This window comes from Paenibacillus algicola, assembly GCF_005577435.1.
GTDB classification, from domain to species: Bacteria; Bacillota; Bacilli; order Paenibacillales; family Paenibacillaceae; genus Paenibacillus_AQ; species Paenibacillus_AQ algicola.
Window position 1 is genome coordinate 454,965 of the sequence record NZ_CP040396.1, and the last position, 20,147, is coordinate 475,111.

Annotated in this window: 19 protein-coding genes; 15 read left to right on the forward strand and 4 right to left on the reverse strand. The window is 56.1% G+C overall.

Translation table 11 applies throughout. From position 1 onward, the window contains the following. Positions 1-3: 3 nt before the first annotated feature. Positions 4-855 carry an AraC family transcriptional regulator gene (locus E6C60_RS02055; RefSeq protein ID WP_138224239.1) on the reverse strand — a complete coding sequence of 284 codons (852 nt, stop codon included), beginning with the start codon at positions 853-855 and terminating at the stop codon, positions 4-6. A 238-nt stretch (positions 856-1,093) separates the two neighbouring features. On the opposite strand from E6C60_RS02055, the gene E6C60_RS02060 reads away from it, so the two are divergent. The 14 genes from E6C60_RS02060 (at position 1,094) to E6C60_RS02125 (ending at position 17,243) form a co-directional block, all read left to right on the forward strand. Further along, a complete protein-coding gene (locus tag E6C60_RS02060) occupies positions 1,094-2,437 on the forward strand; it encodes a hypothetical protein (RefSeq protein WP_138227577.1) in 1,344 nt (447 codons plus the stop codon). A 123-nt stretch (positions 2,438-2,560) separates the two neighbouring features. Then, positions 2,561-3,577, forward strand: coding sequence for an NAD-dependent epimerase/dehydratase family protein (locus E6C60_RS02065; protein ID WP_138224240.1), 1,017 nt, complete (start codon positions 2,561-2,563; stop codon positions 3,575-3,577). Position 3,578: 1 nt separating this feature from the next. Next, positions 3,579-4,649 carry a dihydrodipicolinate synthase family protein gene (locus tag E6C60_RS02070; protein ID WP_138224241.1) on the forward strand — a complete coding sequence of 357 codons (1,071 nt, stop codon included), beginning with the start codon at positions 3,579-3,581 and terminating at the stop codon, positions 4,647-4,649. Between the two features lie 57 nt (positions 4,650-4,706). Further along, the gene (sdaAB, locus tag E6C60_RS02075) at positions 4,707-5,393 is read left to right on the forward strand and encodes an L-serine ammonia-lyase, iron-sulfur-dependent subunit beta (RefSeq protein ID WP_138224242.1); all 687 of its coding nucleotides are present in this window, start codon (positions 4,707-4,709) and stop codon (positions 5,391-5,393) included. Beyond that, on the forward strand, positions 5,390-6,325 hold the full coding sequence (gene sdaAA, locus E6C60_RS02080) for an L-serine ammonia-lyase, iron-sulfur-dependent, subunit alpha (RefSeq protein WP_138224243.1): 936 nt from the start codon (positions 5,390-5,392) through the stop codon (positions 6,323-6,325). The genes sdaAB and sdaAA overlap by 4 nt, the downstream gene beginning before the upstream one ends. Next, positions 6,322-7,221, forward strand: coding sequence for a Gfo/Idh/MocA family oxidoreductase (locus tag E6C60_RS02085; protein WP_138224244.1), 900 nt, complete (start codon positions 6,322-6,324; stop codon positions 7,219-7,221). Before sdaAA ends, E6C60_RS02085 begins: the two co-directional genes overlap by 4 nt. Before the next feature lie 474 nt (positions 7,222-7,695). Beyond that, the gene (locus E6C60_RS02090) at positions 7,696-9,309 is read left to right on the forward strand and encodes an extracellular solute-binding protein (RefSeq protein WP_138224245.1); all 1,614 of its coding nucleotides are present in this window, start codon (positions 7,696-7,698) and stop codon (positions 9,307-9,309) included. A 78-nt stretch (positions 9,310-9,387) separates the two neighbouring features. Then, positions 9,388-10,353: an ABC transporter permease gene (locus E6C60_RS02095; protein ID WP_138224246.1), complete on the forward strand. Its 966-nt coding sequence runs from the start codon at positions 9,388-9,390 to the stop codon at positions 10,351-10,353. After that, a complete protein-coding gene (locus E6C60_RS02100) occupies positions 10,347-11,219 on the forward strand; it encodes a carbohydrate ABC transporter permease (RefSeq protein WP_138224247.1) in 873 nt (290 codons plus the stop codon). Before E6C60_RS02095 ends, E6C60_RS02100 begins: the two co-directional genes overlap by 7 nt. Before the next feature lie 63 nt (positions 11,220-11,282). After that, positions 11,283-13,544 carry a helix-turn-helix domain-containing protein gene (locus tag E6C60_RS02105; RefSeq protein WP_138224248.1) on the forward strand — a complete coding sequence of 754 codons (2,262 nt, stop codon included), beginning with the start codon at positions 11,283-11,285 and terminating at the stop codon, positions 13,542-13,544. After that, positions 13,541-14,542: a zinc-dependent alcohol dehydrogenase gene (locus tag E6C60_RS02110; RefSeq protein ID WP_138224249.1), complete on the forward strand. Its 1,002-nt coding sequence runs from the start codon at positions 13,541-13,543 to the stop codon at positions 14,540-14,542. The genes E6C60_RS02105 and E6C60_RS02110 overlap by 4 nt, the downstream gene beginning before the upstream one ends. Before the next feature lie 158 nt (positions 14,543-14,700). After that, positions 14,701-15,435, forward strand: coding sequence for a 5-oxoprolinase subunit PxpB (pxpB, locus tag E6C60_RS02115; protein WP_325053174.1), 735 nt, complete (start codon positions 14,701-14,703; stop codon positions 15,433-15,435). After that, on the forward strand, positions 15,432-16,442 hold the full coding sequence (locus tag E6C60_RS02120) for a 5-oxoprolinase subunit C family protein (RefSeq protein WP_138224250.1): 1,011 nt from the start codon (positions 15,432-15,434) through the stop codon (positions 16,440-16,442). The genes pxpB and E6C60_RS02120 overlap by 4 nt, the downstream gene beginning before the upstream one ends. A 12-nt stretch (positions 16,443-16,454) precedes the next feature. Beyond that, a complete protein-coding gene (locus tag E6C60_RS02125) occupies positions 16,455-17,243 on the forward strand; it encodes a LamB/YcsF family protein (protein ID WP_138227579.1) in 789 nt (262 codons plus the stop codon). Positions 17,244-17,269: 26 nt separating this feature from the next. On the opposite strand, the gene E6C60_RS02130 is transcribed toward E6C60_RS02125, so the two are convergent. Next, complete coding sequence (locus E6C60_RS02130; RefSeq protein WP_138224251.1) at positions 17,270-18,274, reverse strand: DUF4179 domain-containing protein; 1,005 nt, start codon at positions 18,272-18,274, stop codon at positions 17,270-17,272. Further along, on the reverse strand, positions 18,274-18,825 hold the full coding sequence (locus E6C60_RS02135; RefSeq protein WP_138224252.1) for a sigma-70 family RNA polymerase sigma factor: 552 nt from the start codon (positions 18,823-18,825) through the stop codon (positions 18,274-18,276). The genes E6C60_RS02130 and E6C60_RS02135 overlap by 1 nt, the downstream gene beginning before the upstream one ends. Before the next feature lie 207 nt (positions 18,826-19,032). Between E6C60_RS02135 and E6C60_RS02140 the strand changes: the two genes are divergently transcribed. Further along, positions 19,033-19,455 carry a DUF1801 domain-containing protein gene (locus tag E6C60_RS02140; protein ID WP_138224253.1) on the forward strand — a complete coding sequence of 141 codons (423 nt, stop codon included), beginning with the start codon at positions 19,033-19,035 and terminating at the stop codon, positions 19,453-19,455. Positions 19,456-19,595: 140 nt separating this feature from the next. On the opposite strand, the gene E6C60_RS02145 is transcribed toward E6C60_RS02140, so the two are convergent. Then, positions 19,596-20,042 (reverse strand): DUF6376 family protein, encoded by a 447-nt coding sequence (locus E6C60_RS02145; RefSeq protein WP_138224254.1) that lies wholly within the window; start codon positions 20,040-20,042, stop codon positions 19,596-19,598. Positions 20,043-20,147: the final 105 nt, after the last annotated feature.

Genomic DNA, 20,147 nt, shown 5'->3' on the forward strand with positions numbered 1-20,147 from the left:
CTGTTACTGCTTATCGCGCATGGAGGTGGGGGAGAGGCCGGTTGCTTTTTTAAACATTTTGGAGAACAGAAACGGGTCGGTGTAGCCGACCGAGCGGGAGACGTCGCTGACAGACAGGGCGTGATTCCGCAGGAGCTCGGCGGCCCGGCTCATTCGGTACTCCAGTAAAAAGGCCTGCAGCGGAAGACCGTACCTGGTCTTGAACAGACCGGACAGGTAGGTGCGGTCGAGGCCCACCTCATCGGCGATGTCCTGGACGGTCACCCGCTGGCTGTAATGATTCTCGATGTAGGCGACAGCCTGGCGGATGTAGGCCTCCTTCGGAGAGGACGGCTGCGCGGCAGAGGAGGGAGCCTGCTCCGGGGAGCACTGAATCAGCTCAGCCATCAGGCGGTACAAAATGCTGAGGCTGAGTACATCCCGGCTGCGCTTGTCGCGGGCCGCGACAAGCTCCTGGTGAAAGGTGTGAAATCCTCCGTCTTCCGAAGGCTCGCCGCCGCGGGTATCGAAGATCGGCTGAGTCACCGTCATCCCGGCCTGCTGCATCAGCGGCTTCGCCTGAACGCCGGAGAAGCCGTACCAGGAGTAGATCCATGGGTCCTCCAGGTCTGCCTCATAATGGACCAGCGTGGCGGGCGGAATCATGAATCCCTGGCCTGCCTGCAGATCATAGCTGTGCTCTCCAATATGAAAACGGCCTTGGCCGCTATGAATAAAATGAATGATATAGGAGTCCCGCAGACCGGGCCCCCAGGCGTGTCCAGGCTGGCATTCCTCTCTGCCAAAAAAACGCAGACGGAGATCCAGTGGATTATCCGACGGAGAATGAAACATATCGACCATTAATCGGGACATAGGGACACGCCTTTCATGTGATTTCTTGAATGTAGGTATCTCTTATTCTAATACAAAAGCTCCCGCTTGTTGACCCCCTGAATGCAGCCGGGGAAGGACCGGTACAAGGCACCAGGAAGAGCAGCTAAGCGTATGGGGCATTGCGCAGACTCAGCCCGGCGCCTTATGATGGGACATAAAGACCCGGGTATAGGCACTGCGAGGTGGAGGGTCTGTGCCCTGTGAGGAGAGTGATATGATGACAGACCAGCAGCAACGGCCAGAACCGCAAATTTCAATTGGAATTATAGGTCCGAAGCAAGTGGTGGAGCAGATTCTCCGTGTTTTGGAATCGTTTCCTTCCTTTGCGCCGATCGCAAGAAGCTGTACCGGGGAGGACGAGGCTGTGACGCTTGCTGCAGACCTGGCTCCAGATGTCGAGGTGCTGCTTCTTGCCGATCCGCTGTCGCGGCGTAAGGTGAAGGAGCAGTTGACCCTGCCTATTCCGGTCAGCTATGTGCCGGTGACGGAAGCTGGGCTGTACCGGGGACTCTTTTATGCGCTCCGCACAGGCAGGCTTACCGGCGGCTTCTCGGTAGACAGCCTGACCGAAGCCATGGTACGGCGCAGTCTGAAGGAGATGGGTATGCAGCATAGCGATGTCCAGATCTATGACGGTCCGGCTTATGCGGCGCCAGCGCAGCTGGCAGACTTCCATGAAGCGCATTATCGGTCGGGGGCATCCGCCATCGCCTTTACCGGCCTGGAGTCGGCCGCTGTGGAGCTTGCGAACCGCGGCGTACCAAGTGTATGGCTGCGGCCGTCCAGTCAGGACATTGTGGTCTCTTTGGAGCGGGCCCTGCTGTCCACAAGCTCCCGGCGGAACCGGGAGAGCCAGATCGTGGTCGGCATGATCAATGTGGATGACTTCAGCAGTGAGGCGCTGAAGCGCAGCACGGAGCATGAGGTGCAGAAGCTGAAGCTGGACATTCACCGGATGGTGCTCGATTATGTGGAGGCGCTTGACGGCTATTTGACTCCTATGGGCGGCGATGAGTATTTGTTCTTTACGACCCGCGGTATTTTTGAGAGAGAAAGCGGAGGATACAAGAGCATTCCGCTCGCGAAGGAGCTGAACAAGACACATGGCATTTCCCTGAGCATCGGGATGGGCTTTGGACGTACGGCCAGCGCGGCAGGCACGAGCGCCCGCGCAGCAATGCGCAAGGCGAAGGAGGCTGGCGGCAATACCTGCTTTATCGTCCGGGAGAACGGCACCCTGATCGGGCCGCTGGAGATGGCCGACCCTGTACGGGATGTGCTGTCCTTCACCGATGCTGCCCTGATCAAGCAGGCAGAGGATGCAGGCATGACGAGCGCTTATCTCAGCAAGCTGCTGCATCAGCGCGCCCGGTTTGGCAAATACGAGTACAAGGTGCACGAGCTGGCTTATCTGCTGGACATTACCGTGCGTAGCGCACACCGGCTGCTCCTGCTGTGGATCGACAACGGACTTGTTGAAATATCCGGTATGGAGAAGGTGCCGCGCGGACGGCCGCGGCAGATTTTTCGGTTTGTTTTTCTGGAGAAAGCTTTTCTGTAACCGGGAGAAATAAGGCTCATTCAAGCGTGAGCAGCTTCATTTAAAGACGATTAAAAGATTTGTCTTTATATTTAACGGCTCGTTATGATGAAGGGGAGAAGAAGCATAAAGGAGCTGAAGAATATGAAGACGGTAGAGGAGCTTGAAGCGCGGCTCGCGGAGCCATCACAGGCGCTGATAGATGATCTGGCTGCCATGGAAGGCGATATCCTGATCCTGGGTGTAGGCGGCAAAATGGGACCCAGCCTGGCGCGGTTAGCGGCAAATGCGGTGCGGCAGGGAGGGCTCAGCAAGCAAATTATCGGGGTGTCCCGCTTCTCCAATGCCCAGGCGAGACAGGAGCTGGAAGCGGCGGGCGTGAAGACGATCGCATGCGATCTGCTGAATGATGAGGAGCTGCAGCGTCTCCCCGACGCTCGAAATGTCATCTATATGGCGGGCAATAAATTCGGCACGACAGGGCGGGAGTATTTCACATGGGCGATGAATGCCTATCTTCCCGGACGCGTGGCCGAGAAATACAAGCATTCGCGCATCGTTGTATTCTCTTCCGGCAACGTCTATCCGTTCTCTCCGGTCGGCAGCGGCGGGGTGAATGAATCCGTAGCTCCCGAGCCGATTGGCGAATATGCGCAATCCTGTCTGGGCAGAGAGCGTGTGTTTGAATATTTTGCCCATCAGAATCAAACTCCGATGACGATTTATCGCCTGAACTATGCCATTGATATGCGGTATGGAGTGCTGCTGGAGCTGGCGAAGGCGATTCAGGAGGGACGGGAGATTGACGTTACCATGGGCTACGCGAATGTCATCTGGCAGGGGGATGCCAATGAAATGGCACTGCGCTGTCTGAATCACTGCGGCACACCGCCGGCGATTCTGAATGTAACAGGACCCGAGACGATGTCGATCCGCTGGGCAGCGGGAGAGCTGGCGAAGCGGCTCGGGAAGGAAGCGCTGCTGACCGGTACCGAATCGGACACGGCGCTGCTGAATAATGCATCGCGGTCCCATCAGCTGTTCGGCTATCCCCGTGTATCGCTGCTGCAGCTGATCGACTGGACGACGGAATGGGTGCAGGCGGGCGGACATACCTGGAACAAGCCGACACATTTTCAGGAAAGAAAGGGGAAATTCTGATATGGACGCAAGCAGACTCTCTCCCGACAAAGCGCGGGCGCTGGCTGAGGGCCTGGTCATTCCGGCGCATCCGCTCGCGCTGAATGCAGACCGCAAGCTGGATGAGAAGCGGCAGCGGGCATTGACCCGTTACTATGCGGCTTCTGGTGCCGGCGGCCTCGCTGTTGGCGTTCATTCAACCCAGTTCGAAATCCGTGACCCGGGCGTAGAGCTCTATGAGCCGGTGCTGCGCCTGGCTGCAGAGGAGATCCGCAAGGCAGAGCTGGAGCGGCCTTTTCTGATGATAGCCGGGGTATGCGGACCGACAGAACAGGCGATACAAGAAGCAGAAACCGCGCTAGAGCTCGGCTATGATGCGGCGCTGCTGTCGATGGGCGGGCTCCAGGACCTGGGCGAGGACGATCTGCTGGCCAGAACCGAAGATATTGCACAGCGAATGCCGGTCATCGGGTTCTACCTGCAGCCGTCAGTGGGCGGTCGAAGCTTCAGCTTCCCGTTCTGGCAGCGATTTGCCGAGATTCCGAATGTCGTGGCGATCAAAATGGCTCCGTTCAACCGCTACCAGACGATCGACGTAGCCCGTGCAGTATGCGGCTCCAGCCGGCGGGATGAGATTTCCCTGTACACCGGCAATGATGACAACATTATCAATGACCTGCTGACGACATACCGGTTCAAGGTAGGGGAAGAGATCGTGGAGAAGCCCGTCATTGGCGGCCTGCTCGGTCACTGGGCCGTATGGACGCACCAAGCCGTTCAACTGCTGGAGGAGATCAAGGAATTACGCGCCCAGGGCGGGCCCATCTCCCCGGAATGGCTGACCCGCAACATTGAAGTGACCGACAGTAACGCTGCCTTTTTCGATCCGGGGAATCAATTCCATGGCTGCATACCGGGCATTCATGAGGTGCTTCGCCGTCAAGGCCTGCTGGAGGGTACATGGTGCCTGAATCCTGCAGAGCAGCTGTCACCGGGACAAATGGAGGAGATTGACCGCGTATACCGGGATTATCCGCATCTGAATGATGATGCATTTGTGCGGGAGCATTTGGCACAATGGCTCGCGGATTAGCTTAGAATCATTCATCCAACCGTGAAGGCTGGCTGCAGCAGAAGAGGAGGGAATGCCGTGCGATTTAAAGATGTTTTCTCAATTATTGGGCCCAGCATGGTGGGGCCCTCCAGCTCTCACACCGCGGGTGCGGTAGTGATTGGCAGGACAGCGCGGCGCATATTCGGCGCATTTCCTGCGGAGGCGGAGATCGTATTCTACGGCTCCTTCGCCGATACCTACCGCGGGCACGGCACGGATCTGGCCGTGGTCGGCGGGCTGATGGACTTCCCGGCCGATGATATCCGGATTCGCCACTCTCTGACGCTGGCTGAGGAGGCGGGTATGAAGCTGAGCTTCAAGACCGCCAGCCATGCAGCCTACCATCCTAACACCGTGCTGCTGAAGCTGAAGGAGGCAAGCGGACGGGAGGATACGATTCTCGGGGCTTCCATCGGCGGAGGCAATGTAGAGCTGCTCGGTATTAATGGCTTTGACGTGAAATGCACCATGAATTATCCCGTGTTAATCGTGTTTCATCAGGATACGCCGGGCATGGTGGCCCGGATTTCAACCATCCTCGGTCATTCCGGCGTCAACATCGGCTATATGGATGTGGACCGTAAGGGGCGCGGCCGCGAGGCCGTAACCGTAGTGGAGACCGACGAGGCGGTATCGCCGGAGCTGATGGCTGTCATCCGCAGCCTGGACCACGTCCACCGCGTGATCTTGGCCGATCTCAATCAGAGGAGGCAGGAAGGATGAAATTTGCAACGTTATCGCAGCTGGTAGAGTGCTGTCGCGAGGAAGGCAGCACGATCGGGCAGCTGATGCTGTCGGAGCAGGGTAAGGAAACCGGCCAGCCGGTGGAACAGATCTTCAGACAGATGGCAGAGTATTATGAAGTGATGAAGGAGGCCGTCCACCGCGGTATTCATGAACCGGTGCCCTCCCGCAGCGGACTTACGGGAGGAGATGCCGTACGGGTCATGGACTACCTGGGAAGCAGCATGCCTTCCCTGGGAGCCGAGGCATGTACGGCTCTTGCTTATGCGCTCTCCGTCTCGGAGGTGAACGCCTCCATGGGCCGGATTATAGCGACGCCGACGGCTGGCTCCTGCGGCATTATCCCCGGCGTGTTTGTCAGCTCGCAGCAGCGGCTGGGATGGGAGGATGAGCAGCTGGTGATGGGGCTGTTCGCAGCGGGAGCGATCGGCTATGTCATTGCGAACAACTCCTTCATCTCCGGTGCCGAGGGCGGCTGTCAGGCCGAGGTGGGGTCCGCGATCGGGATGGCGGCCGGAGCGCTGACGGAGCTGCGGGGCGGAAGCCCGGAGCAGGCGGTACACGCTGTAGGATTGGCGCTCAAAAATTCCCTGGGCCTCATCTGTGATCCCGTCGGGGGGCTGGTCGAAATTCCCTGCATCGTCCGCAACGGATTCGGGGCTGTAACGGCGCTGGCAGCGGCCGATATGGCGCTCGCCGGCGTGCGCAGCGTCATTCCCTCCGACGAAGTTGTGGAGGTCATGCTGGAGGTGGGCACAGCAATGCCGTCCAAGCACCGGGAGACGGCTAAGGGGGGACTGGCTCAGACACCGACCGGCAAAAAAATTCTAAAGGATCTGTACGGCACCTCCCCCGGCAATTCCTGCAATACCTCCTCTGAAACCTCTGAGGACCCGGGAGATCGGAAATGAGGGCCATGCAGATTGGCCTGATCGGCCTTGATACCTCACATTGCGTCGCCTTTACGAAGCTGCTGCATGAAGAAGAGGGAGCCTGGCATGTTCCGGGGGGTGTGGTAACTGCCGCATACCCCGGCGGCTCTCCGGATATAGAGCGGAGCATTTCCCGGGTCGGTGGCTATACGGCCACCCTCCGGGATCATTATGGTGTCTTCATAACGCAGACGCCGGAGGAGGCGGCCGAAGCCTGTGATGCCCTGATGCTGCTGTCAGGGGACGGGCGGGTCCATGCGAAGCTGTTTCGCCGGCTGGCCCCTTACGGCAAGCCCGTGTTCATTGACAAGCCGCTCGCCTTGAGCGCTTGGGACGCCGCACAGATCCAGGCAGCGGCGCAGCAGTACGGAGTGCCAGTGATGAGCGCCTCTGCCCTGCGTTATGCTGACAGCCTGGCCCAAGCACTCGCTGACGGACGGGAGTCCATACTCGGCGCTGAGGTGCATGGGCCGATGGAGGTGGAGCCGACACAGTCCCATTATTTCTGGTACGGCATTCATGCGGCAGAGATGCTGTTTTCCATCATGGGACCGGGCTGCCGGGAGGTGTATGCCGCTTCTTCACCGCAGCATGATCTGTTAACCGGCATATGGCAGGATGGACGGATCGGAACGATACGAGGGAACCGGAAAGGGAATTATCGCTTTGGCGCGCTTCTTCACCGCATCGGAAGCCATACCTATGTAGATGCCCAGGCGTCGGGCAAGCCAATCTATGCAGATTTGCTGGAGCAGGTCATGAACCTGTTCAAGACCGGGCAGTCTCCGCTTCCCTTCTCGCACTCGATCGAGGTGATTGCATTTCTGGAGGCAGCCGAGATCAGCCGGAAGCAAGGAATCAGGGTAACAGTATAGCTGCCCTGCCTGCAAGACCTTTCATGGTCAGGACAGGTAGGTGTCAGGGATGGAGATCTGCAGCCGGCTTGTGAAATATGGAATTTGAACAAAAATACAATCTGTATTTGCTCTATTTCTACCACTTTAGCATTTTCTACACGCCAAAAACGTTGATATATCAACGTTTTTCGTTAACTTGGCAGGTTTGCCCTTCCGGATCGACAGCTGGATGAAATACGGCGCTTTACGATAAGTGGAAGCGTTTTTAAGATGGGGGTGGGTAGAAAAAACCGACGCTTTCAACCGCAGTGGCTGCCGGGCATACACCGGATCTGCCTCTTGCGAAAGAGGAAAGGAAAGCGGCAGAAAGGAGGCGTTTTTTGAGGCTGTTGAAACATCAAGGAGTATGAACAACAAAAGCTCGGGGGTTCTGCAAAGCAATTTGGCAAGGAGCAACACCTATTCTAATGAAGCACGACAGGAGGAATAAACATGTCCAAGAAATGGCTGAGTATGGCACTTGTTTTTACCTTATTGATGACACTGCTGGCGGCTTGCGGCGGAGACAAGGAAGCCGCAGAGCCTGCACCAACGCCGGCGGAGCCGGATAAGCAGGCCGAGCAGCCGGCAGATCCGGATCAGTACGGCGATACTGGCGGTCTGGCGCTCCCACTGGTGGATGAACCGACCACGGTCACCTTTATGGTAGCGAGTGAGAAGACGGATCTGAATGACTCTCTGATCGCGAAGGAAATCGAGAAGCGTACAGGCATCACGATCGACTTCCAGGCGTATTCTCCTGCAACGTATAACGATAAATTGAGAGTGGTGGTAGCTTCCGGGAAGCTTCCGGACATTTTCCACGGCCTGAAATCCAGTGAATTGAAAAAAATCGGCCAGCAAAATGCAGTCGTAGCTATTAACGAGCATCTCGATATGCTCCCTAACTTCAAGCGTCTGTTCGTCGAGGAGAACCCTTGGGTGATTCCATCCTACGGCGATGAGAAGGGCAATATCTACACCTGGCCGGTCGCGAACATCGCCCGTGATGTTAACCATGGCTTCCTGTACCGGAAGGATGTATTTGACGAGCTGGGGATTGAAGAGTGGAGCAATACTGAAGAGTTCTATGAGGCACTCAAGAAGCTGAAGGAAGCTTACCCGGATTCCTATCCATATGCTTCCAAGACGAAGGAATACATCTTCCGGGACTGGGCTTATGGCTGGGGCATCGGCGGACCAAACTATCCGATCTACTATGATGAGGATTCCAAGACCTGGAAATATGCTTCCATTCAACCAGAGCATAAGGACATGCTGGATTTCATGAAGAAGCTGTATAACGAGGGTCTGATGGATCCGGAATTCCTGACCGATACGTCCGACAACTGGACGGCCAAGATGACGACCAGCAACAAAGCGTTCGTGACCTGGGATTGGATTGGCCGCCTGGATATGTTCTACAACCAGATCAAAGATACCAACCCGAATTATGACCTGAGATACGGAACACCGGTAGGTCCGACAGGCAATGGTGCGACACTGCCGAAGATCACGCCGGACTTCAGCATCGCGGTCAGCAACGGCAAGAACAAGGAAGCCGCGCTCAAGCTGCTGGATTACCTCGCAAGCCCGTCCGGTGCAACACTGGTAACGATGGGGGTAGAAGGCGAAACGTTCGAGATGAAGGACGGCAAAGCCGTGTATCCGGAGCTGACGGATGTGCCGCTCGTAGATATTAAGGTGCTGGAAGACAATTATGGCCTGTGGGTACAGGGCATGTACGTGAACTCCGATCAGCGCAGCGTCTACTACAGCTTTACGGAGAAGGAGCAGGAGGCTCAAGACAAGCGCCTGGAAGCGAACAGCTTTGAGCCGCTGGAGCCGGTGCTGAATTTTACCGATGAAGAGGTTTCGAGCATTGCCGAGCTTCAGGTGAACCTACAGAAGGCTTCCAATGAATTTAACTCCAAGTACATTCTGAACAAGAGCTACGGTGATGCACAGTGGGAAGAGTGGCAGAAGACGGCTACCGCTCAGGGTGCAGATAAGCTGGCAGAAGTGTTCAACAATGCCCAGAAGCGTCTGGATTCGGCTTCCCAGTAAGCCACTGAACCTGTAAAAAAAGATCAATGCAGCATCCGCTCTGCCGGATGCTGCTCATGATCTAAAGGAGGAACCCTCATGTCACAGGCCGGCGTGGAAGCAGCAAGCACACCACCTAAAAAATCGGCGCCCCGCCGCAAGCTGACAGCTTTTCAGCACATGAAGCGCGACAGGCAGCTGCTGATTCTGTTCATTCCCTGCTTCCTGTTCTATCTGATCTTCCGTTATGGCCCGCTGTACGGGCTGCTCATTGCATTTAAGGACTACAGTGTATTTACAGGTATTATCGAAAGTCCCTGGGTGGGCCTCAAGCATTTCATCAACTTCTTCAGCGGCCAGGATTTCTGGAAGCTGTTCAAGAATACGCTCATTCTCGGCGTCACCTCCATGGTGTTCTCGTTCCCGTTTCCGATTATTTTGGCCATTTTGCTGAACGAGGTGCGGGTGAAATGGTTCAAGAAATCCGTTCAGACGATCAGCTACATGCCTTCTTTTCTGTCGGTCGTCATTATCAGCAGTATGGTCATTGATTTCCTGTCACCGAATAACGGCATCATCAATCAGATTCTTTCGGTGTTCGGGTTCGAGAGCAAGTATTTCCTGATTGATCCGAACTGGTTCCGCCCGATTTATATCATATCCGATATCTGGACCCATACCGGCTACGAGGCCATTATATATATGGCGGCCATTGCGGGCATCAGCCCCTCACTGTATGAGGCGGCCAGGGTGGACGGTGCCAAGCGGCGGCATATGATTTTTAACATTACGCTTCCGTCTCTGATGCCAACCATCATTATCATGTTTGTCCTGAAGACCGGCCAGCTGCTGCGGATCGGCTATGAGAAGGTGCTCCTGCTCTACAATCCGATGACGTACGATGTGGCCGATGTCTTCTCCACCTTCGTGTACCGGAAGGGCTTGCTGGAGGCGAACTACAGCTATGCGGCGGCTGTGGGTCTGTTTGAGGCTCTCGTGGCCATGGTTCTGCTGCTGTCGTCCAACTACATGAGCCGAAGACTGGGAGGGAAGGGACTATGGTAAAATTCAGCGTCAAACACCTCTCATTGTTCTCTGTCGTTAACGCCATCATCTTGATCTGCCTGGCAATCATTACGATTTACCCGATTTTGTATATTACGGCGGTGTCGTTCAGTGACACAGCGGCCGTGCTGCAGGGCAGAGTCGCCCTGTTCCCGGTCGGCTTCAATCTGGATGCCTATGCCCAGGTGCTGCAGGATGACCGGATACCGCGTGCATACTTGAACACTATTTTCTATACGGTGCTGGGGACGACGATTAATCTGCTCTTTACAGCCATCGCGGCCTATCCGCTGTCCCGGGCCGGATTTTTCGGCCGAAAGTTTTTCATGGTGGCCATTATCCTGACCATGTTCCTGAATCCCGGCATTATTCCCAACTATCTGATCGTTCAGGAGCTGGGCATGATTGATACGGTGTGGGCGCTCGTGCTGCCCAATGCCATCTGGACGTTCGAGCTGATCATCCTGAAGAGCTTCTATGAAAATATGTCGGAAGGCCTGCGCGAAGCCGCCGTCATGGACGGAGCCTCGGAGTACCGGATTCTGTTCCAGATTATGATTCCGCTCTCCAAGCCGGCGCTGGCCTCGATCGGGCTGTTTTATTTTATGGGTCACTGGAACAGCTTCTTCCTGCCGCTGATTTATTTGAACGATGCGAATATGTATCCGCTGCAGGTAGTGCTGCGGGATATGCTCATCTTCTCGGAGGGCGGGGTGAACGCCAATCTGGTAGATGCTTCGGCCCTGGCGCCGCAGGCGATGAAGAACGCTACGATCGTGCTGGCGATGGTGCCTGTGCTGCTGATCTACCCTTTTGCACAAAAATACTTCGCCAAGGGCGTCATGCTCGGCTCCGAAAAAGGGTGACGCCAGTCCCGCGGGAGTATAACATGGTGTTAATAAGGAATGGCATCAAGAGAGGTGATCCATTTGAATCGATTGATCGCGAACAGAGGATTGCTACAGATTTTTTTCGCTCTGCAGCTGGTCGTCGGCATCATGTTTATCTTCAACTATATGGTTTACAAAAACTCCATCTCCGGCATCTATGAAAAGGTGACGGAGAACAACCGGATGGTCATCCGCAACATTATCCAGTCGTTTGACGCCAGCTTCACCTCGATCAATAACCTGATGTTTAACATCCACGCGCTGCCGTTCAATCAGATTACGAACAGCAGCGGGCAGACGGATATGGAGAAGGTGCTGTCGCTGGAGGACAGCCTGGCGCGGATGGTATCGACGATGGATTTTGTGGAAAATGCCATGATTACGTACGATTACAAGCTCGTCATTACGCCCAAAGGCACCAGCAGCATGGAAGCCTTGTTCGACCGGAAGTATACGAACCTCAAGTACAATTCCGTGTTCTGGCAGAACTTTATCCGCTCGGAGCATGATTTCACGGTCTTTCCCGCAGAGACGTACAAGGAGATTGACTCCAGCACGAAGAGAGAGCTGATCGTTGCGGTAGACAGCAGCCGGCTGAGTATGTCCAGCAAGAAGCTTATGGTGCTTATTGATGTGAACCGGCTGCTGAACAGCATCGACCTCAAGGGAATGATTCCCGGGGCCTCGCTGATCGTTATGGATGGTGACCGCAATCTCATTCTGAGTACGGAGAAAAATCTGGATCTGGTGGATATCCTGAACGATGTCTACTTCAATCCATCCAGTGAGGGCTCGCTCAAGCGGGAGGATTTCGAGTATAACTTCTACAAATCGGACTATAACGGCTTTATTTACATTAACAAGCTCCCCTATCAGTTCCAGAATATCGGCTCGGTCACGAGTGCGAACCAGCTCATTATGTACGGAGCTATTGTGCTTGCGGGACTGCTGTCAATTCTGCTGAGCATCTATCTGTACCGGCCGGTCCGCAATATCGCGCAGCTGCTGGGCAGCTCCAATCTGAAGGGCAATGATTTTGTGAAAATCCAGAGCGGCATTGTGAAGATCCAGCGGGAGAACGAATCTCTCAAAAATCAGATGCAGCTGGTGGACGCCGAAATTCAGCGGGGCGTCTTTCTGCAGACGCTGGAGGGCTACTCCCACTCCAGGGAGTACGAAATCCAGCTCCAGAATCATTATGCGGACTGGTTTCAGCGCAGGTATTTCATGATGGCTTCTGTCCACTTGACCCCTGCAGCGCCGGGAGGCGCGCCGGAGCTTACGATGGAAGAGGTGACAGCGCGTCTTCGGGAAGCGGTGACGCGGGGGCTGGAGCAGGCTGTCGTCTTTCATGAGGACCATCTGAAATTTCTGCTGCTGCTCTCTGTAGAGCTGCCGGCAGGGCGGCGGCAGCTGCTGCGCACTCTGGAGATGGTCCTGAAGGAGGCAGAGCGGCAGGAGCTGCAGGGCTTCCGGCTTCAGGGCTGTGTCAGCCGGGTGTATGAGTCCAAGATTGTGAACTGCCGGGATGCCTACCAGGAAATCCAGGCGGGCTTTGAGTACCGGGATGCCGGAGGCCGGGAGACGCTGATTGATGCGGAAGCGAGCTTTCAGGCCGCGGAAATCCATTTTCCGCTCCACAAGATCGAGAAGCTGTCGAACTGCTTGCTGGCAGGCAAGCAGGATGAGGCCGCGGAGCTCGTAGATGACGTCATTGAGGAATACACGGAGCGCCATATTCAGCATCATCAGCTGGTGCATATGGCCAAGAGCATGATGTATGTGATGCTCCGGCAGGGTGATGTCACGGAGGGGAGCCGCTATGAGCTGTTCCGGCTTGAAACCGAGGTGATGAGACGGCTGCAGGAGTCGGAACATGCCCAGTCTGTCCGGGAGACGCTGCAGGAAGGGCTGCGCCGCATCGGCGCGATGCGCAGTGTGGATTCCCGCAGCAAGCTGGATCCGGCGTTTATTTCTCAATATATCGAGCTTCATTATATGGAGAATTTGTACCTGGATCATATGGCGGAGGTGCTGGAGACCAGCTCAAAGTATTTTTCCAACTATTTCAAGAAAACCTTTGGCGTGAACTTTGTGGAATACCTGAACAAGGTCCGGCTGTCTCATGCCAGGGAATATCTCAAGCACTCTGACCTCAGTATTGCCGAGATCGGCGAGAAGACGGGGTACACGAACTCATCGACATTCACAACCACGTTTAAGAAATATTGCGGTGTATCTCCCAGCGAGTACCGGAAGAAAGCCGCGGAGCAGGGTGGAGAAGGGAGAGCCATACGATGAAAGCAGTTGCTACACAGCATGGAAAGGTGAGCCTGGCCGAGGTTGAGCGTCCAACCCTGCCAGCAGGGCATGTACGGATACAAACCGTGTATTCGGCCATCAGTCCGGGAACGGAGATGACCTTTATCCGCCGGGCTTCAGAGAAGCAGATCGTGATCGGCTATAGTGCCGCCGGCATCGTGACAGAGCTCGGAGAAGGGGTACGTCGTCTTCATCTTGGACAGCGCGTCGCCTGCTACGGGGCGCCGTATGTGCGTCATGCAGAGGAGCTTTGCGTTCCGGCCAATCTGGTCGCTCCAGTTCCGGATGAGGTCAGCTTGGAGGAGGCTGCCTTTGCAGGCCTGGGTGCCATTGCCATTCATGCGCTGCGGACGGCCGATCTGCGCTTCGGCGAATCGGTCGTCGTCGTCGGACTGGGCATCTTGGGCCAAATCATCGCTCAGATATCTTCTGCAGCCGCCTATCAGGTGCTTGGCTATGATCTCAATCCGGAGCGGGCAGACAGCCTCAAGAAACGCATATTCCATACTTATGACACGCAGGAAGAGCTGGAGAAGGCCGTGGACACGCTCACGGGTGGTCACGGGGCGGACGCTGTGCTGCTCTGCGCCGGCGGTCCCGGCGAAGAGCTGATTAACGCCTCGCTGGACTGGATTATGGATAAGGGCAAGGTCGTCATGGTCGGTGATCTGACGATGAATTTCAGCCGGGGCAAGATGTTCCGGAAGGAAGCCCAGGTGCTCATCTCGCGTGCGGGAGGCCCCGGACGCTATGACACTGGCTATGAATTGGACAACAAGGATTACCCCATCGGCTTCGTACGCTGGACGGAAGGGCGCAATACGGCGGAGTTCATCCGTCTTCTCGCCGAGAAGCGGATCGATATAAAGCCGCTCATCTCGCGTATCGTTCCTGTACAAGCGGCGGAGGAAGCGTATCACGCCTATGGTTCGGCGTCATCCGTGATGGGGACGGTCTTCAAATATGGTGATTGTTGAAGCTGCTGAGCAGTGTTGTATAGGAGTCCCGGTTCCCTGGAAGGGTGGAAGCCGGGGCTTTTTCTGCTGCTGAAAGAGCCTTTAATGCGGCTGACGTCTCCGTCCCTGCTATGCTATGCTGTACCTATCTATGGAGGGTCAGGAGAGGAGGCAGGCGCTTGCAGCAAATACAGATTCAGCCTGAAGGCGACCATGCGGTCGTCGTTTCCTTCGGGAAGGAGAACAACAGCGTCGTCCGCGCCGGCGTACGCATGCTGGCACGAGCTTTGGCGGAGCAGCCCTTAAAGGGCATGGTGGAATACATTCCGGCATTCACCTCCGTGACCGTGATCTATGATCCCGTGTTGGTGTATAAGGAGGCCGAAGGTCAGGCACTCGGGAGCGGGACTCTTCTTCCCTATGAGATCGTTGTGGGGAAACTTGACGCTCTCGTGCAGACCCTGCAAGAGCAGCAGGTGCCCCCTGAAAGCGTGGTCTGCATTCCTGTATGCTACGGCGGGGAATTCGGTCCTGATCTGGAAGGGGTCGCAGCGCTGAGTGGACTGAGCGTGGAGGAGGTGATCTCCATTCATCACGGGGTGCCGTATCAGGTGCATATGCTGGGCTTCGCTCCGGGCTTTCCGTATCTGGGAGGCATGGATCGGCGGATTGCCGCTCCGCGTAAAGCGACACCACGGCTTTTCGTCCCTGCGGGCTCTGTAGGCATAGCGGGAGAGCAGACCGGAGTGTACCCCATCAGCACCCCGGGCGGCTGGCAGCTGATTGGCCGGACGCCGGCAGCGCTGTTCCTCCCCGACCGGCAGCCTCCGGCGCTTCTGAAGGCAGGCGACATGCTCCGGTTCTACCCGATCACGCGCCGGGAATATGAGACATGGGAAGGAACGTCACCATGAGCATTCATGTACACAGGCCCGGACTCCTGACGACGATTCAGGACAGCGGGCGTTATGGCTTTCAGCAGTATGGCGTCGTGGTCAGCGGCCCGATGGACACCTTTGCCCATCGGGCAGGTAACCTGCTGGTAGGAAATCCCCCGGGGTACGCGGCGCTGGAGATGACGCTGCTGGGCCCGGTGCTGGAATTTCAGGATGCCGCGCTGATTGCGATTTGCGGCGGCGATTTCCGCGCGCACATCAACGGCTCCCCGCTGCCGCTGTGGCGGCCGGTATATGTGCCGGCGGGCAGTACTCTTACCGTGGATGCCCCGAAGCGGGGCTGCCGGGGGGTTCTGGCGATATCCGGCGGACTGGATGTGCCGCTCGTCATGAACAGCCGCTCGACCTATCTCCGCGCCGGCCTCGGCGGCCTGAAGGGCAGAGCGCTTAGGGCCGGAGATGTCTTGCCCGTCGGGGCAAGGGACGAAGCGATAGAGCCTCTGCTGACCGCAATCCTGAAAGGAATGGACCGGGAGGCGCAGTTTGGCACGGTGAGCTGGCGGATCTCGGAGACGCTGCTGCCGAAGTATGAAGAGCATCCCGTGCTGCGCCTTCTGGAAGGTCCTGAACTGCACTGGCTGGAGGAGGAGAGCCAAAGTGAGCTGTTCTCTGGAACGTTCACGCTGCAGCCGCAATCGGACCGGATGGGCTGCCGTCTGGCCGGCAAGCCGCTGCGGCTAGGCATTTCCAGGGAGCTGGCATCAGTGCCGGTCACGTTTGGCACCGTGCAGCTGCCCCCGGACGGACATCCCATCGTGCTGATGGCTGATCGGCAGACGACCGGGGGCTACCCCAGAGCCGGTCAGGTGATTACTGCCGATCTGCCGCTGCTGGCGCAGGGAAAGCCGGGCTGCCGGGTACGGTTTCAGCGGGTCACTCTGCAGGAGGCCCAGGAGCTCCTGCTTCAGGCAGAGCTGAGGCTGCGGCAATTAGAACAGAGCATTGTACTGCAATTCAGGCGGTAGAGGAGGGGCATGATGAAGAGAGTAGATCTGAACTGTGACATGGGTGAGAGCTTCGGCGCGTATACACTGGGCTCTGATGAGGAGCTGATGGAGTACGTAACCTCGGTCAATATCGCCTGCGGCTTTCATGCAGGGGATGCAGCAACGATGCGCCGGACGGTGACGAGGGCGCTGGACAAAGGAGCCGCCTTGGGAGCGCATCCCGGCCTGCAGGACTTGGCCGGCTTTGGCCGCCGGCGAATGGATATTACGCCGCAGGAGGCTTATGATCTGGTCGTATACCAGATCGGCGCGCTGTGGGGCTTTATCCGCGCTGAAGGCGGAGCCATGCAGCATGTGAAGCCGCATGGCGAATTGTACAATATGGCAGCGTACCAGCCGAAGCTCGCGGAGGCGGTAGCGGAAGCCGTGTATGCGGTGGATCCCGGCCTCATGCTGTTCGGTCTGGCCGGCAGTGAGCTGATTGCCGCAGGAGAGCGGGCAGGCCTGCGAACCGCGAGCGAGGTATTCTCGGACCGTACCTACCAGGTAGACGGCTCGCTTACGTCCCGGCGCCTGCCGGATGCGCTGATTACTAACGATGATGAGGCGGTGCTTCAGGTCATTCGGATGATTGACGAAGGCAAGGTGCTGTCACAGCAGGGCATCGACGTCTCCATCCGTGCAGACACGGTCTGTATTCATGGAGACGGCGAGCATGCCGCCGCTTTTGCGAAGAAGATTCATAGCGCCCTGCAGCAGTCCGGCATCCGGCTGCAGGCAGCGGGGGCAGCAGTCCCGCGCGTTAACGGACAGGCTTGATCCCGGTTCATCTGCGGCTACCCGCCCTATTCCAGAATCAATCCCGATCCCAGCTCGAGCTCGTGATCCATCCCGTCTACAGGGGTCAATTGATAGGGACCTTGAAGAGCATCGGCTGACCAGAAGCGGGCATAAGAGGCCGTGCCGGGTTCATGGGTCAGCGTGACCGTACTGAGCGGAATCTCGCTGCCGTCGCGGGTCGAAGTGAGCTTGAAGCTCACCGACTGTGTCTCCTCGGAAGCGTCAAAGTAGAGCAGCGTGGAGACCGGTGTAAACACGACTTTACGTACCGTCACCGTTCCTTGCCCGTTCAGATCCAGAGTTTTATGAATCTCTACGGTTTTCGTGTCCTGGCTCATGGCCTCGGCAGATAGCTGAACATCAAATACCCAAGGCTGCTCCAGTGTCGTGCTTCGCGCTTCGCGGTTAACGGTATGGTAGGCGATCTGCAGCTCCAGAAGATTATTCTCCGGCAACGGCAATTCTGAGAAAGACACATCTCCGTATACGGTATAGCTGCCATCGTCTTCTTGAACCGATTGGCTCATGGCGGACAGCTGGCGGCGTTCTCCATGAATCATTACTTCCACGGGAAGATGGGTTTTGTAGTCGAATCGCATACCTTGTGCAGGCTGCAGGGTAGAGCTGATCAGCAGCCGGTCGGCATCGACCAGCACCTCATTCAGAGTCAGCTTTCCATATTCGTTCTCTGCCGTTTCCCCGACCGCTGTTTTGTAGGAAGAATAGTCTGCTTGTAAGGCATTGTGATTACTGTTGAAATTCTCAATTAATCCCCCTACCACCGGGATTCGGGCCAGCGAGACCTGCGGGAGGCTCATGGCGAGGAGAATCATCATCGCGGCTGCAGTTAATGCTGCGGCCTTACGCTTGATTGGAAGCCGCTTGCGCCTAGAGCGAAGCTTGGATTTTACGCGCTGCTCCCATTGCTTCTGCTCCAGGGCCGTTAACGGCTCCTGCTCGTAGCAGGACACGTCCAGCTTAACGTCGTTCAGCTCTTTATAAATAGACATCACTCGCACCTCTTTGCACTTGGAATAAAAATCTGCCGCAGCTTTTTGCGGCCCCGGGACAGCTTGTTATGAATCCACGATTCCTTGACCTGCAGCTCCGCCGCGATTTCAGCAGACGGGACACCCTGTAAATAGTACTTGTCAAAAATGCTCCTCTCGACCTCCGATAAATGGGCAAGCACCTCGGCAGCATCTCTTTGTCCCGGCCCTGTCATGGGCGGCCTTTCCTCTCGGAGCGAATCCTCACCCTTGCCCTGTACAAAACGCTGCTCATTGCGGATCATCCGCCGCTGGTAGTCAATGGCACGGTATTTGGCAATGGCCGCAATCCACTGAACAAATGTGTTCTTGCTTTCGTCGTAATCATCAATGTGATTCCAGATGGCCAGCAGCACGTCGTCCAGGCATTCCTCAAGCTCCTGTGGGTTATAATGGACATGGCGCCGAATGATGCCGGATAACAGGCTTCCATACTGATGAATAATGAAGGCAATGCCGTTCTCATTGCGTTCCCTAAGCTGCTGCACGATATTGTCTTCCGTGATCTCCACGCGTGCTTCCCTCCTCTGCTTGTTGCTGCTTCCTTTAAGGATAATACATTAGAGAATACGAACGGGAGGGGTAAAACCTATCAATGCTTCAAAAATATAGGCCTGTCCATCCACGGGAATACGTTCCGGTTGACGCGCCCCAGCCGGCATGTTAGAAATAGAGGTAATCTAATGAAGGAACCATTTTAATCGAGAGGAGCCGTGCCCATGTACGAGCAAAAGACCCTCCCCAGTGACGAGAATGTTATTGAATTTATAGAGGCTGTAGACCATCCGAAGAAAAAAGAGGATGCCTACCGGCTGTTAGATATTTTTGCGGAGACAACCGGGTATCCTCCTGTCATGTGGGGGCCGAGCATCATTGGCTTCGGTTCTTACCATTACAAGTATGCAACCGGCCACGAAGGAGATGCGCCCCTGGTGGGCTTCTCTCCGCGCAAGGCGAAGATCAGTCTGTACCTGTCCGCCTGTGACCCGGAACGAGAGGCGCTGCTGGAGCAGCTCGGCAAGCATACCACCGGCAAATCCTGTGTATATGTAAACAAGCTGGCAGACATTGACGAGTCTGTTCTGATCAAGCTGATCCAGCATTCTGTAGCGTATTTGCAGGAGATGTATTCGGAGGCGTAATTGTGGTGTCGTTTATCAAGAGGCTTCGCCACGCATTTGAGACTACTTGTCAAATGACTTTTCGCGCGCAGAACAAGAGCAGGCTATCTGCATCGATAGCCTGCTCTTGTTCTTGATTTCGCTCCATTAATACTCCAAGGCTATTCCCCTTCTCCGAAGTTGCCCAGCTCACTCAAGGCGCCTTCGATCTGCCCCAGGGTATCGGCCATTTTGGTGTTCTCAAAATTCGTCACGCCGTTCTCGAGCTGAGTGGAGTACTCGTCAATTTGGCCGCTAAGTGTGTCGTTATAGCTTGTGAGCTGGTCATGAAAATCCTGTGCAAAAGCGGGAGCCTCAAGGCCGTTAAACTCCGAGATGCTCTGCTTCATGTCCCCAAGCCGCTCCTTCAGCTGCTGCAAAATCTCACTGTTGTTCGCAGCCTCCTCTGCCAGCTGTGGAACCTGGTTGGCAAACGCCACCGTTTCATTCACGAACCGGGTCGCCTCATCACTGTAATCCAAAGATTGATCTACATCTTCCAAAAGAGAACAACCGGACAAAACCAAAAGGATCAGCACGATGCCCGGAATGCGCCATATTGCTTTCATAAGAGCTACCTCCCGCAGGATGTGATTTTGCTAAGTCATTACCCCGTCACAGGGTCTGTTGAAATTGACATATCTGAATTGGTAAAATAACGTCAACGAATATGA

Bases quoted from the DNA above. Each gene is read 5' to 3' on its own strand.
- E6C60_RS02130 (WP_138224251.1), bottom strand. From the start codon at position 18,274: ATGTCTATTTATAAAGAGCTGAACGACGTTAAGCTGGACGTGTCCTGC.
- E6C60_RS02110 (WP_138224249.1), top strand. From the start codon at position 13,541: ATGAAAGCAGTTGCTACACAGCATGGAAAGGTGAGCCTGGCCGAGGTT.
- E6C60_RS02100 (WP_138224247.1), top strand. From the start codon at position 10,347: ATGGTAAAATTCAGCGTCAAACACCTCTCATTGTTCTCTGTCGTTAAC.
- E6C60_RS02065 (WP_138224240.1), top strand. From the start codon at position 2,561: ATGAAGACGGTAGAGGAGCTTGAAGCGCGGCTCGCGGAGCCATCACAG.
- E6C60_RS02120 (WP_138224250.1), top strand. From the start codon at position 15,432: ATGAGCATTCATGTACACAGGCCCGGACTCCTGACGACGATTCAGGAC.
- sdaAA (WP_138224243.1), top strand. From the start codon at position 5,390: ATGAAATTTGCAACGTTATCGCAGCTGGTAGAGTGCTGTCGCGAGGAA.
- E6C60_RS02055 (WP_138224239.1), bottom strand. From the start codon at position 855: ATGTCCCGATTAATGGTCGATATGTTTCATTCTCCGTCGGATAATCCA.
- E6C60_RS02140 (WP_138224253.1), top strand. From the start codon at position 19,033: ATGTACGAGCAAAAGACCCTCCCCAGTGACGAGAATGTTATTGAATTT.
- E6C60_RS02085 (WP_138224244.1), top strand. From the start codon at position 6,322: ATGAGGGCCATGCAGATTGGCCTGATCGGCCTTGATACCTCACATTGC.
- E6C60_RS02090 (WP_138224245.1), top strand. From the start codon at position 7,696: ATGTCCAAGAAATGGCTGAGTATGGCACTTGTTTTTACCTTATTGATG.
- E6C60_RS02095 (WP_138224246.1), top strand. From the start codon at position 9,388: ATGTCACAGGCCGGCGTGGAAGCAGCAAGCACACCACCTAAAAAATCG.
- E6C60_RS02125 (WP_138227579.1), top strand. From the start codon at position 16,455: ATGAAGAGAGTAGATCTGAACTGTGACATGGGTGAGAGCTTCGGCGCG.
- E6C60_RS02145 (WP_138224254.1), bottom strand. From the start codon at position 20,042: ATGAAAGCAATATGGCGCATTCCGGGCATCGTGCTGATCCTTTTGGTT.
- E6C60_RS02070 (WP_138224241.1), top strand. From the start codon at position 3,579: ATGGACGCAAGCAGACTCTCTCCCGACAAAGCGCGGGCGCTGGCTGAG.
- E6C60_RS02060 (WP_138227577.1), top strand. From the start codon at position 1,094: ATGACAGACCAGCAGCAACGGCCAGAACCGCAAATTTCAATTGGAATT.